16 protein-coding genes and 1 pseudogene are annotated in these 12,588 nt (G+C 70.5%); 15 read left to right on the forward strand and 2 right to left on the reverse strand.

Annotation, left to right across the window (positions count from 1 at the left end):
* The 7 genes and pseudogenes from ADK57_RS41345 to ADK57_RS41370 all read left to right on the forward strand — a co-directional run bounded on the left by ADK57_RS41345 (position 1) and on the right by ADK57_RS41370 (position 4,557).
* A pseudogene (locus ADK57_RS41345) lies at positions 1–1,279 on the forward strand (hypothetical protein).
* A 140-nt stretch (positions 1,280–1,419) separates the two neighbouring features.
* Positions 1,420–2,157 (forward strand): DUF2993 domain-containing protein, encoded by a 738-nt coding sequence (locus tag ADK57_RS41350; RefSeq protein WP_053754889.1) that lies wholly within the window; start codon positions 1,420–1,422, stop codon positions 2,155–2,157.
* 290 nt (positions 2,158–2,447) lie between these two features.
* Positions 2,448–2,528, forward strand: coding sequence for a putative leader peptide (locus ADK57_RS52690; protein ID WP_350310325.1), 81 nt, complete (start codon positions 2,448–2,450; stop codon positions 2,526–2,528).
* A gap of 129 nt (positions 2,529–2,657) precedes the next feature.
* Positions 2,658–3,497, forward strand: a complete 840-nt coding sequence (locus ADK57_RS41355) for a sulfurtransferase (protein WP_053754890.1) — start codon at positions 2,658–2,660, stop codon at positions 3,495–3,497.
* A 30-nt stretch (positions 3,498–3,527) separates the two neighbouring features.
* Entirely contained in the window at positions 3,528–3,815 is a 288-nt protein-coding gene (locus tag ADK57_RS41360) for a DUF1416 domain-containing protein (protein ID WP_004986406.1), read from the forward strand.
* A gap of 84 nt (positions 3,816–3,899) precedes the next feature.
* Entirely contained in the window at positions 3,900–4,160 is a 261-nt protein-coding gene (locus ADK57_RS41365) for a DUF3099 domain-containing protein (protein ID WP_053754891.1), read from the forward strand.
* A gap of 10 nt (positions 4,161–4,170) precedes the next feature.
* Positions 4,171–4,557, forward strand: a complete 387-nt coding sequence (locus tag ADK57_RS41370) for a VOC family protein (protein ID WP_053754892.1) — start codon at positions 4,171–4,173, stop codon at positions 4,555–4,557.
* 43 nt (positions 4,558–4,600) lie between these two features.
* Here the strand turns inward: ADK57_RS41370 and ADK57_RS41375 are convergent, their stop codons facing one another.
* On the reverse strand, positions 4,601–4,963 hold the full coding sequence (locus ADK57_RS41375) for a DsrE family protein (RefSeq protein ID WP_053754893.1): 363 nt from the start codon (positions 4,961–4,963) through the stop codon (positions 4,601–4,603).
* A gap of 228 nt (positions 4,964–5,191) precedes the next feature.
* On the opposite strand from ADK57_RS41375, the gene ADK57_RS41380 reads away from it, so the two are divergent.
* From ADK57_RS41380 to ADK57_RS41405, 6 genes are all read left to right on the forward strand, one after another.
* Positions 5,192–5,914, forward strand: coding sequence for a hypothetical protein (locus ADK57_RS41380; protein WP_199830795.1), 723 nt, complete (start codon positions 5,192–5,194; stop codon positions 5,912–5,914).
* On the forward strand, positions 5,911–6,816 hold the full coding sequence (locus tag ADK57_RS41385) for a hypothetical protein (RefSeq protein WP_199830796.1): 906 nt from the start codon (positions 5,911–5,913) through the stop codon (positions 6,814–6,816). Before ADK57_RS41380 ends, ADK57_RS41385 begins: the two co-directional genes overlap by 4 nt.
* Complete coding sequence (locus ADK57_RS41390) at positions 6,813–7,811, forward strand: hypothetical protein (RefSeq protein ID WP_234390572.1); 999 nt, start codon at positions 6,813–6,815, stop codon at positions 7,809–7,811. The genes ADK57_RS41385 and ADK57_RS41390 overlap by 4 nt, the downstream gene beginning before the upstream one ends.
* A gap of 248 nt (positions 7,812–8,059) precedes the next feature.
* Complete coding sequence (locus ADK57_RS41395; protein WP_053754895.1) at positions 8,060–8,635, forward strand: FABP family protein; 576 nt, start codon at positions 8,060–8,062, stop codon at positions 8,633–8,635.
* Positions 8,636–8,680: 45 nt separating this feature from the next.
* Complete coding sequence (locus ADK57_RS41400; RefSeq protein ID WP_053754896.1) at positions 8,681–9,118, forward strand: Fur family transcriptional regulator; 438 nt, start codon at positions 8,681–8,683, stop codon at positions 9,116–9,118.
* Between the two features lie 10 nt (positions 9,119–9,128).
* On the forward strand, positions 9,129–10,094 hold the full coding sequence (locus ADK57_RS41405; RefSeq protein ID WP_053754897.1) for a YgfZ/GcvT domain-containing protein: 966 nt from the start codon (positions 9,129–9,131) through the stop codon (positions 10,092–10,094).
* A gap of 60 nt (positions 10,095–10,154) precedes the next feature.
* Here the strand turns inward: ADK57_RS41405 and dtd are convergent, their stop codons facing one another.
* Positions 10,155–10,580: a D-aminoacyl-tRNA deacylase gene (dtd, locus tag ADK57_RS41410; RefSeq protein WP_053754898.1), complete on the reverse strand. Its 426-nt coding sequence runs from the start codon at positions 10,578–10,580 to the stop codon at positions 10,155–10,157.
* A gap of 156 nt (positions 10,581–10,736) precedes the next feature.
* On the opposite strand from dtd, the gene ADK57_RS41415 reads away from it, so the two are divergent.
* Positions 10,737–11,330: a hypothetical protein gene (locus ADK57_RS41415; protein WP_053754899.1), complete on the forward strand. Its 594-nt coding sequence runs from the start codon at positions 10,737–10,739 to the stop codon at positions 11,328–11,330.
* Between the two features lie 91 nt (positions 11,331–11,421).
* On the forward strand, positions 11,422–12,393 hold the full coding sequence (locus tag ADK57_RS41420) for an asparaginase (RefSeq protein ID WP_053754900.1): 972 nt from the start codon (positions 11,422–11,424) through the stop codon (positions 12,391–12,393).
* Positions 12,394–12,588: the final 195 nt, after the last annotated feature.

Below are 12,588 nucleotides of genomic sequence, written 5' to 3' on the forward strand. Positions count from 1 at the left end.
ATGAGCGACCAGCCGTATGAGGGCGGTACCCCGTACCAGCAGGGGTACGAGGGATACGAGGGGTACGACCCGTACTGGCAGCAGGCCTACGAGGATCCGCAGGCCGCCCAGCAGTACACGCAGCAGTGGCAGGGGCAGACCTGGGAGACCCAGATGCAGCAGCCGCCGGTGTCGCCGACGCCGGCGGCCGAGACGGCGTATCTGCCACAGCAGGCGCCGGTGCAGCAGGCGCAGCCGTCTCACGGCGCCCATGGAGCACAGCAAGGGCAGCCGTCGTACGGCGCCCAGGGAGCACCACAGCAGGCGCAGCCGTCTCACGGCGCCCATGGAGGACAGCAAGGGCAGCCGTCGTACGGGGCAGCCGTCGTACGGCGCCCAGGGAGCACCACAGCAGGCGCAGCCGTCTCACGGCGCCCACCGAGCACAGCAGGCGCAGCAGCCCGCGGCTCCTCAGCCGCAGGCGCCCGCATCCGAGGAGACGGCCGCCGGCTACGGCCCCGCCACCGTCGCGGGCAACGCCCGCATCACCGACGCGCAGCGGGCCCGCCTCGAAGGGCGTTCCCCGATCATCGAGCCCGGCATGCAGCCCGCCGCGCTCACCGCGCTGCTCGGCCTGCTCCTCTCCGGTACGGCGGCGATCGGGTCGTACGCCCTCCTCGTACCGCTCGTCGTCCTCCAGGCCGTCACGGCGGCGGGCTGGTTCCGGCTCAACGGCATGTGGCCCGCCCGGCAGGGCATCGCGCTGGCGTTCCTGGGGGCGCTGGTGGCGGACGCCGTGCTCCTCGCGGCCGGCCGGGAGAACGGGCCCGCCGCGATTCTCGGCACGCTGGGCGTCTGGGTCCTCCTCTCCCTCGTCCTCCAACTGCGCTCGCACGCCGACCCGGACGAGCGGATGTACGGCCTGATGGCGACGGTCGCCTCGGCGGCACTTTCGGTCATCGCGGCCGGCCACCTCGCGGCCGAGCCGGACGCGGTCACGGTCGGCGCGGCCGCGGTGGCGGTCGCCGTCCTGGCCCGCGCACTGCCCCTGCCGACCCCGGCCTCCGTGGTCGTCTCCCTGCTCGCCGCGGCGGGCGCGGGCATCGCGGTCGGCGGAATGACGGGGCTGGGTGCGAAGGGCGCGCTGCTCGGCGCGGGCGCGGCGGTCTGCGCGCTGATCGGCCACCGCGTGGCGAGCTACGACTACCCGTCGCGGTTCGTGCACTTCACGGCGGGTGTTGCCCTGCCGCTGGCGGCGGCTGCGCCCGCCGTGTACCTGCTGGGACGGGCGCTGATCTGACCCTTCCGGGCCGCCACCTCCCCTGTCACAGGTGATCGACAATTTGCCGGCCCCTGACCGATGCAGGGTTACTCTCACGCTCGACGGCCACCCGGTCCGTCAACCGACCGTCGTCTGACCGCCGTTGTGGGGGACACCGCATGCGTGCACTGCGAATACTTCTGATCCTCGTCGTGATCGTCGGCGGTCTCTTCGTCCTCGCCGACCGTCTCGCGGTCAACTTCGCGGAGGACGAGGCGGCGGACAAGCTGAAGACCACCGAGGGCCTGGCCGCCACCCCCGACGTCTCCATCAAGGGCTTCCCCTTCCTCACCCAGGTCGTCGGCGGCGTGCTCGACGACGTCGAGGTCGGCATCAAGGACTACGAGGCGGACACCGGCACCAGTGACGGGAAGATCCGTATCGACGACCTCAAGGCGAACATGAAGGGCGTCGAGTTCTCCGGCGACTACAGCTCCGCCACCGCGAACAGCGCCACCGGCACCGCGTCCATCACGTACGACGAGCTGCTCAAGACCGCCAAGTCCGAGCCCACGCAGGTCGCCCCCGGCGTCACCGCCGAGGTCGTCGGCCTCTCCGACGGCGGCAGCGGGAAGATCAAGGTCGAGATCAAGGCGACGGTGCTCGGCACCGAACTGCCCGATCCGGTCTACGTGCTCAGCACGGTCACCGCCGAGGGCGACACCGTGAAGGTGCACGCCGACACGCTGCCGTCGTTCGGCGGTGTCGACCTCGCCGAGAACCGGGCCCGGACGGTCACCGACTTCGAGCAGAAGATCGACGGGCTCCCGGGCGGCATCCAGCTCGACAAGGTGCAGGCGGCGGAGAACGGTGTGGAGATCACGGTGAAGGGTTCGAACGTCCGGCTGGCCGGGTAAGGCGGACGACAGGGTTCATGGGCCAGGGTCCATAGGTCAGGGCTCATAGGCCAGGGTTCATCCGGCAGGGGGTGTCCCGGCAGGCGGTGCCCTGACAGGGCTGTCCTGACAGGGCTGTCCGAAAGGCGAGACGCCGCTGTCCGTACCGCAGATGTGACGACGGATACAGCCGCCCGGGAACCGTGCCCCCACGGCCCGGGCTGTCGTCTGTTCTCACATCCCGGACGATCGCGTCTCAAAATACGACACGCCGGTGACACGCGCGCCTGTCCGTCCCTACGATCGAGGCCATGAAGCGACAGGCGGATCTCACGAAGCGGCGGGCAGTAGACCTGTGCCGCGTCGCCGCCATGCTCTGTCGCACCTTCTGAGTGGAAGCGCTGCCTTCCGCATCCCCGCCGCCCTGCCCAGGGCACTCGTGCGCATACGCCGCTTCCGGCCTGCACGCGCACGCCTCTCACTTGCACGCCCCGCCGTAACTGCCCCGGAGGAGAAAGAGCATGAGCCGCAGCGACGTCCTGGTTGACGCCGACTGGGTCGAGGCCAACCTCGACAGCCCGAGCATCGCCATCGTCGAGGTGGACGAGGACACGTCCGCCTACGAGAAGAACCACATCCGCAACGCGATCCGCATCGACTGGACCGACGACCTCCAGGACCCGGTCCGCCGCGACTTCGTCGACCAGGAGGGCTTCGAGAAGCTCCTCTCCGCGAAGGGCATCGCCAACGACACGCTGGTGATCCTCTACGGCGGCAACAACAACTGGTTCGCGTCGTACGCCTACTGGTACTTCAAGCTGTACGGCCACGAGAACGTCAAGCTTCTCGACGGCGGCCGCAAGAAGTGGGAACTGGACGCCCGTGAGCTGGTCGAGGACGTGCCCGAGCGCGCCACGACCGACTACAAGGCCAAGCCGCAGAACACGGCCATCCGTGCCTTCCGTGACGACGTCGTCGCCGCGATCGGCGTGCAGAACCTGGTCGACGTCCGCTCGCCCGACGAGTTCTCCGGCAAGCTGCTCGCCCCCGCCCACCTGCCGCAGGAGCAGTCGCAGCGTCCGGGTCACGTCCCGTCCGCCCGCAACATCCCGTGGTCGAAGAACGCCAACGACGACGGCACCTTCAAGTCGGACGAAGAGCTCAAGGAGCTCTACGCCGAGGAGCAGGTCGACCTCGCCAAGGACACCATCGCCTACTGCCGCATCGGTGAGCGCTCCGCGCTGACCTGGTTCGTGCTGCACGAGCTGCTCGGTGTGGAGAACGTCAAGAACTACGACGGCTCGTGGACCGAGTACGGCTCCCTCGTGGGCGTGCCGATCGAGCTCGGCGCCAACAAGTAATCCCGACCTGAACGACCTCTGGAGACAGACATGTGTGGAGCGAAGGCCGGCGGCCCGGACGCCTCGACGATCAAGCCCGGTGAGACCACGATTCAGGGTCAGGTGACCCGCGACGGTGAGCCGGTGACCGGCTACGTCCGACTGCTGGACTCGACCGGCGAGTTCACGGCGGAGGTCCCGACCTCCGCGACGGGCCAGTTCCGCTTCTACGCGGCCGAAGGCACCTGGACCGTACGCGCCCTCGTGCCCGGCGGCACCGCCGACCGCACGGTCGTCGCCCAGCAGGGCGGTCTCGCGGAGGTCGCGATCGCGGTCTGAGGCAGCGCCTCATGAACGACTGAAGGGCCGCACCCCGACACCTGGGGTGCGGCCCTTCGGCGTGCACCGACCTACGCTGGAGTCATGTACGCACGGCGCCGGCACATCTACTTCGCCATGATGGGCAGCTGCATCGGTCTGTTCGTCCTGGCCTGGGCTGTCGTGCGCCTCTGGTCGGTCCCCGTGGCCGTGGGGATGTGCGTGGTGGCCATGGTGATTCCGCCGCTCGCCGCCGTGGTCGCCAACCGCCGCGGCCCTGACGACCGCTGGTGGGACGACCCCTCAGGCGACCCGAAGTCCGACGAGTGGTGGGACGAGCTGGACGGGAAGAGGCGGCGGCAGTAGGAAGAGGCGCATGTCGCCTGCGAGGCTGTCCACCGTGGTGCTCGACGCGCGTGACGCGCACGAGCTGGCCGGGTTCTACCTGCGTCTGCTCGGATACGAGGTGCGCGCCGAGGAGCCCGACTGGGTGCTCATCGGCCCGCCGCCCGGCGCCGGGGGCACGGCGCTCTCCTTCGAGACCGAACCCGAGTACGTCCCGCCCGTCTGGCCCACCCGCAGGCCCGGCGACCAGCAGATGATGCTGCACCTGGACATCGAGGTCGACGACCTGGAGGCCGAGACCGCGCGGGCCGTCGCCGAGGGGGCGCGGCTCGCCGAGTACCAGCCCCAGAGCGACGTACGCGTGCTGTACGACCCGTCGGGGCACCCCTTCTGTCTGTGGGTGCAGGAGTCTCCGTAGGTCTCCGTAGGCCGCCGTAGGTCCCGGCAGTACTCGGTACATCTCAGTAGACGAGCGCCTGCGTCTCGTCCCCCAGTGCCTCCTGGACGAACACCTGGGCTCCCGCGATGCGTACGCCCTCGATGACGTCCTTCTCCGTGATGTCCCGGCGGGCCGCGCACTGGGTGCACAGGGTCACGCGGCCGGCCGCCAGTACCGAGTCGAGGAGGTCGGGCAGCGGGGCCGCGTGCGGGAGCTCGAACTCGGCTGCCCGGCCCGGGAGGGCGAACCACGCGGACTCGCCGGTCAGCCACAGGGAGACGTCGACCCCGCTGGCCACGGCCACCGCCGCCACCGTGAACGCCTGCGAGCACCGCTCGGGGGAATCCGCCCCCGCCGTCACCTTGATCACGAGCTTCTTAGCCATGGCCGAATCGTAATCAACTCCCTTACAACTCGGTGCGTCGACCAAGAGTCTCCTGTGAGCGCGCATACGGAATGCGCACTTCACGTTCTGTGGGGGGACGTCTTGGAAGTACCCGAAGAAGTAGCCGACGCCCCAGTCGACCCGGTTGCTCCGGTAAACCCGTTTGATCCGGTCGGCCCTGTCGATCCGGTCGGCCCTGTCGACCCGGTCGGTGCGTTTGCTCCGTCTGTGCAGGTCGCGCCCCGGCCCCGCCGTCGCGGGCGTACCGCACTGCTGATCGCCGGTGCCGCCGTCCTGGGCCTGGTCGCCGGCACCTGCGGCGGCTACCTCGTGCAGGCCGACCGCGAGCCGACGAAGCTGCCCCCGCTCTCCCAGCCGGCGCTGCCGCAGGCGAAGGGCAAGGGGCCCGAGCCGCTGTCCGCCGCCCGGGACCGCCGGGTGAAGACCGACGGCGACCTGCGCAAGCTGCTGCTGAAGAAGCCGGGCGGCGCGAAGGACGCCGACTGGCTGACCGGCGCCGACGGCTGGATGGACCTGGCCGCCTACGCCGACCTGTACGAGTCGCCGGACGAGATCTTCGGCGACCTCGTCGGCGACGAGTTCCGCCGCGCGGCCGTCACCGGGTGGGAGTCCGGCACGACCACCCTGGAGATCCGTCTGATCCAGTTCCGCCAGGAGGAGGCCCCCGCGGCCGCCGACTCGACGGACAACAGCCAGTACTGGGCGGAGGCCGAGGATGCCACCGAGAGCTGGACCATCCCCGGCACCGGGAACGGCATGGCGTACGTCCACACGGAGCCCGAGCGCGAGGCCGGATACCTGCCGCTGTACAGCGCGGAGGCCTACGCCTCGCGTGGCGACATCGCCATGGAGATTCTGATCTACGACACCAAGCGGATCAGCAAGAAGAAGATCATGGACCTGGCCGAGCGGCAGATGGAGCGGCTGTGACCGAGAACCAGAACGAGCCGGTTCCGAGCGCCCAGGCCCCGAGCGAGCCGGTCGGCCAGGTCGGGCCCGTCGAGTTCGTCCAACTTCCGGCGCCCGCCGCGTCCGACGCCTACGGCGGCCCCGTTCCCGGGCCCGTCCCGCCGCCCGCCAAGAAGCCCTTCCTCCGTGGCCGTGTCGCCGCCGTGGTCGGATCCCTCGTGCTGGTCGGCGCCGTCGTCGCCGGTGTCGGCTACACCGTGGTGACCGTGAACGACGCCGACCGTGACGCCGGCGCCCCCGTCTGGAAGTTCCCGAAGACCACGGCCGAGGACGAGAAGGCGGCCACCGCCAAGGGCCTCGCCGGCGTGCTCGTGCCGTACGGCACCGACGGCTGGACCCGGGGCCCCGACCTCGGTGAGTTCGGCTCGGACGCGCAGCTCAGCGGTGCCCAGGCGACCGCCCTGCGGAAGGAGTCGTTGAGCGATCTGCCCCGCACCCAGCGCAAGAAGCTGGAGAAGGAGATCGACCGGCAGCGCGTCACGGGCATGGCGATGCGCAGCTACCTCAGCGGAGACGCCGACGCCCTCAGCGAGAACGAGGGCACCTTCACGGTGAGCATCGTGCTGGCGCAGATGGAGAGCCGGGCGGCCGTGCGGGACATGGCCACGTTCCAGAACGAGTTCCTCGACGCCCTGGACGTCTTCCGTAAGGGCCCCGAGATCAAGGGCCACAAGAACGCCGAGTGCTTCCTGCCGCCCGCGGACGACGACACGGACCTCGACACCATGTACTGCTCCGCCTACCAGGGCGACGTCCTGGTCACCGCCACCGCGGACGGCGTCAAGCCACTCGACACCAAGGGGGTCGCGATGCTGCTGAGCGAGCAGCTCGACCGCATAGCCGAACCGGGGGAGGCGGTATGACCGAGCAGTCGCAGACCACGGAGCCGACAGCCACGGAGCCGACGGCCACCGAGCCGCAGACCACCCAACCGGCAGCGACGGAACCGACGGCGACGCAGGACACCACCCCCGTAGCCGTCGTGGACCAACCACAGTCCGTGCTCTCCCCGCCCCCCGCGGCACCGCCCCTTGCGGCACCGCCCCTCTCCCCGCCCCCGCCCTACGGGCCGCCCCTCCAGGCACCCCCCGCGCCCAAGGACCGCCGAGTCCTGCGCGCCGTCCTGCGTTGGACCGCCGCCGTCGTCGTGTTCGCGGCGGTCGGGGCGTCGGCCGCGTACGGGATCACGCGGATGGAGCGGACGGACGTACCGGGCCTTGCCACGGAGTCGGACGGGCGGTGGGACTACCCGCAGCTGACGAAGCCGCCGCTGCCGTCGGGCAGCCCGGAGCCCTTCGCCGAGGCGAACAAGGCCGGCGCGCACTACGCCGACCTGCGGGCGCTCGTCCTGCCCGCCCCCACGGGCGCCACGGACGACAAGGCGCTGCGCGGCGAGGACGGCTGGCTGGCGACGAAGGACTTCCTGGCGGAGTACGAGTCGGACGAGCGCGACGACCTCCGTCAGCAACTCGTCGACGACGGCCTGCGGCACATCGCGGCCCGCGGCTGGACCACCGAGGACGGCACGCACACGCGGATCTATCTCCTGCACTTCGACACCGCGGCCGTGGTGGACGAGGTGTTCTCCGGGGACATCGGCCCCTACAGCGGCCCCGGCCGCGCGGTGCGCGGCGCCCCGGACTCCGTCACCGACGAGGACTTCCCGGAGCCGGCCCGGGTCGACGACGTCCAGCGCTCGGTCTACACGGAGGCGAAGCCGTACGGCGCCGAGCACGTCCGGCAGGCCTACCTGGCCGCCGGCGACGTCCTCGCCGTGATCATCCAGTCCCGGAAGGGCACGGCGAAGGCCGTTCCGTTCCAGCAGACGGTGACCCTGCAGAGCCAGCTGCTCGGGTGACCCCCCGCGCGAGGGCACACCTCACGCAGGGAGCCGGGCCCCGGCCGCGTAAGCTGGGGCCCGGCTTTTGTGTACTGCCATCCCACTGTGTACTGCCATCCACGATCGTCCGAGGAGCACTCCGTGCTTGAGGTTTTCTTCGAAGCCCTGCTGGTTCTGGTCTGCGTCGGCGTGCTCGCCTTCGCCGGGCTGACGGTGAAGAAGCTGTACCAGGGCCAGCGCTGACCCACGTCTAGGAACTGCTGCTCATGATCGAGATCCCGTCCGACCTCCACAAGGACCTCGTCCCCCTCGTCTTCCTGCTCGGCAACTGGGCGGGCGCGGGCGTGCACGACTTCCCCGGTTCCGAGAAGTGCAACTTCGGACAGGAGGTCACCTTCACGCACGACGGTCGGGACTTCCTGGAGTACCACTCCCACACCTGGGTGCTCGACAACGACGGCAACAAGGTCAGGCCGCTGGAGTCCGAGTCCGGCTTCTGGCGGATCGACGCCGACCGCAAGGTCGAGGTCACCATGGTCCGCGACGACGGTGTCGTCGAGGTCTGGTACGGCGAACTGGCCGCCAAGAAGCCGCAGATCGACCTGGTCACGGACGCGGTGGCGCGTACGGCGGCCTCCGGCCCGTACACCGGCGGCAAGCGGCTGTACGGCTATGTCAACAGCGACCTCATGTGGGTCGGCGAGAAGCAGACCCCCGAGGTCGAGCTGCGCCCCTACATGTCCGCCCACCTGAAGAAGGTCGTCACCCCCGAGGACGTCGAGCGCTGGGCCAAGGCCCTCCCCGACGACATGCCGGACGACGGCATCGCGTTCTTCAAGTAGGCCGACCTCCCGGGTCGGCTTCCCAGTGGTCCTAGACTCTCTGGTGTGGTGAGCACCGACTGGAAGAGCGACCTCAGGCAGCGCGGCTACCGGCTGACGCCGCAGCGGCAACTCGTGCTCGAAGCCGTGGACGCCCTGGAGCACGCGACCCCCGACGACATCCTCATCGAGGTGAGGAAGACCGCGTCGGGGGTCAACATTTCCACGGTCTACCGGACCCTGGAGCTCCTGGAGGAGCTCGGGCTGGTCAGCCATGCCCACCTGGGGCACGGCGCGCCGACGTACCACCTGGCCGACCGGCACCACCACATCCATCTGGTCTGCCGCGACTGCACGAACGTCATCGAGGCCGACGTCTCGGTGGCGGCCGAGTTCACCGCCAAGCTCCGCAAGGAGTTCGGCTTCGAGACCGACATGAAGCACTTCGCGATCTTCGGCCGGTGCAAGGACTGCTCTCTGAAGGGTTCAACTACCGAGTCGTAGGCTTAGGCCTATGAAGAGCCCTCTGCTGTCCCTGTCCGGCGCCGTTCCCGCCGAGGGTGTGGACGAAGGCGTCGCCGCCCACTACGGCGACCTGTTCCGCGAACAGCGCGCCCTTGCCGACGGCATCGGATTCGTCGACCTCTCGCACCGCGGCGTCGTCACCGTCACCGGTGACGACCGGCTGAACTGGCTGCACCTCCTGCTCACCCAGCACGTCAGCGACCTCCCGACCGGGCAGGCCACCGAGGCCCTGATCCTGTCCGCGCACGGTCACATCGAGCACGCCCTGTACCTGGTGGACGACGGCGGGACGGTCTGGATCCACGTCGAGCCCGGCACCCAGGAGGCGCTGATCGCCTACCTGGAGTCGATGAAGTTCTTCTACCGGGTCGAAGTCGCCGACCGCACCGCCGACTTCGCGCTCGTCCACCTGCCGGCCGGTTCCATCGCCGGGGTGCCCGAGGGCGTCGTCGTACGTGAGACGGCGTACGGCCGTGATCTCTTCCTCCCCCGCGCGGACCTGGAGTCGTACGCCGAGAAGGCAGGCCCCGCGGCCGGGATCCTCGCGTACGAGGCGCTCCGCGTCGAGCACCACCGCCCCCGCCTCGGCTTCGAGACCGACCACCGTACGATCCCGCACGAGCTGGGCTGGATCGGCAGCGCGGTGCACCTCCAGAAGGGGTGCTACCGCGGCCAGGAGACGGTGGCCCGGGTGCAGAATCTCGGGAAGCCGCCGAGGAGGCTCGTCTTCCTCCACCTCGACGGCAGCGAGGTCCACCTCCCGACCGCCGGCACGGACATCCGCCTCGCGGACGAGGGCCCCGACGGCCGCAAGATCGGCTTCATCACGACGTCCGTACGACACCACGAGCTGGGCCCGGTCGCGCTGGCGCTGGTGAAGCGGAACGTGCCGTTGGACGCCCGGCTGCTGGCCGACACGACGGCCGCGGCGCAGGAAGTCGTCGTAGAGCCCTAGGGCTGTAGAGCTCTAGGGCTGCTGAGTCCTAGGTCTGCTGAGTCCTAGGTCTGCAGAGCCCTATATCTCCACGAGCACGGTGAACGGGCCGTCGTTCGTCAGCGACACCCGCATCCGCGCGCCGAAGCGGCCCGTCTCCACCGTCGCGCCCAGGGAGCGCAGCTGGGCGACCACCTCGTCGACGAGGGGCTCGGCGACGTCGCCGGGGGCGGCCGCGTTCCAGGTGGGGCGGCGGCCCTTGCAGGCGTCGCCGTAAAGGGTGAACTGGCTGATGACCAGGAGCGGGGCGTCGATGTCGCTGCACGACCGCTCGTCGGCGAGCATGCGGATCGACCAGAGTTTGCGGGCGAGCTGAGCCGCCTTCTCCTTGGTGTCCTCGTGGGTCACGCCGACCAGGACACACAGTCCCTCGCCGTTGATCTCCCCGACCGTCTCGCCGTCCACGACGACGCTCGCGCCGTCCACTCTCTGCACCACTGCACGCATACGACCATCATGCCGGGCGGCGGGTGGTGCTCTTTCACGTGGTTTTTTTTGATCCTTAACAGGCCATCTGGGGCTGATCGGGGGCACTCGGTCACATAGCGGCCACTTGGGGTGGCACGATGCTTCCACATCCGGTCGAGGGGACGGTAGAGGCACATGAGCACACCGAGTACCGAGGGGCGGCTGGGCACCCAGCGGCCCCCCATGCAGCGCACGGACAGCCCGCTGCTGCCCGCGGACCCGACCGAGCACCATCTGGCCGTACTGAGCCTGCCCGAACTGCGCACCCTGCGCCGGGACGCGCAGCGGGACGAGGCCGACCTCAGCTACGTACGGCGACTGCTCCAGGGCCGTATCGACATCCTGCGGGCGGAGCTGGTGCGGCGAGCCCCCGCGGGGGCGGCGTCCGTCGTGGCGGTGGGGGCGATGTCCGTGGTCGACCGGCTGCCGGAGATCCTCACCGACGCCCCGGCCCGGCACCGCTCCTCCGCCCGCCATGTGACGCTGGGCACTCCGCACAGCGAGGAGTACCGGCTGCTGGCCGCGGAGATGCTCGCCGAGGTCGAGCTGTCGGACCTGGGGGCCCGGACCGACCTGGAGCTGAGCACCGCGATGGGCCGACTGGTGCGGTACGAGCAGCAGGTGTCCCGGCGCCGGCAGCGGCTGCAGCGCACGGCCGACGACTGCAGCGCGGAGATCGCCCGCAGGTACCGTGAAGGGGAAGCACAAGTCGACGACCTGCTCACCTGAGGCGGCGGCCGCACCGGCGATCCCGGGGGCCCGCGGTCGGGGCGGGTCACCCCGATCTCGCGATCTCCCGATCTCCGGAAGGCCACCGCCGATGTCCGAGTCCCGTTCCGCTGTCCTGCCTGCCATACCGCCCGTCCTCGCCGAGGTCGTGCGCTCCGGGTTCGTCGAGGGGCGGCACCGGGGGAGTCTGGTCCTGCTGGACGCGGACGGGGCGGTGGAGCTGGCGCTCGGCGATGTGACGTCCCCGGTCTTCCCGCGCTCCTCGAACAAGCCGATGCAGGCGGCGGGCGTGCTGCGGGCGGGCCTGGACCTGGCGGGGGAACGGCTGGCACTGGCCGCGGCCAGCCACTCCGGGGAGTCCTTCCACCGCGACCTGGTCCAGAAGATGCTGGACGAACACGGGCTGGACGCCTCCCGGCTCCAGTGCCCGCCGGACCTGCCGCTGGACGCGGAGGAGCGGGAGACGTATCTGGCGTCGGGGGCGGTGCGTTCCCGCGTGACCATGAACTGCTCCGGCAAGCACACGGCGATGCTGGCCGTGTGCGCGCTGCGGGACTGGCCGCTGGACACGTATCTGGCGGCCGACCATCCGTTGCAGCAGCTCATCCACAGGGTTGTGGAGGAGGCGGCGGGCGAGGAGGTGGCCGCGGTGGGCACGGACGGCTGCGGGGCGCCCCTGATGGCGATCAGCCTCACGGGCCTGGCCCGCGCCTACCGCACCTTCGTCCTCGCCGCCCCCGGCTCCGCCGAACGCCGGGTCGCGGACGCCATGCGCACCCACCCCGAGTACGTCGCCGGCACCCGCCGCCCCGACACCTGGCTGATGCGCGAGGTCCCGGGCACCCTGTCGAAGATGGGCGCGGAGGCGGTCCAGGCGGTTGCCCTGCCCGACGGGCGGGCGCTGGCGTTCAAGGTGGAGGACGGCGGCGGGCGGGCACTGGGGCCGGTCCTGGGGCGGGCGCTGGCGCTGATGGGGGTGGAGTCGCCGGTGGTGGAGCGAATCGGACGGGCACCGCTGGAGGGCGGGGGCCGGGTGGTGGGGGAGATCCGGGCGACTTTCTGACGGGAGGGGTTGTTCTCGGGGTGCGCTGCTGACTGGCCGAGGTGGTCGGCGGGGTTGTTTTCGGGGTGCGCTTGTTGTCCGACCGAGCCTGGTGGCGGGTGCTACTTCTTGACCGCCCGAGTCGGGTGGCGGGGGGGCGGATGGCGGGGGTCCAGGGGGCCGTGCCCCCTGGGGGGGGGCGGAGGGGGCGGGGCC

Source organism: Streptomyces sp. MMG1533 (assembly GCF_001279775.1).
Classification (GTDB): domain Bacteria; phylum Actinomycetota; class Actinomycetes; order Streptomycetales; family Streptomycetaceae; genus Streptomyces.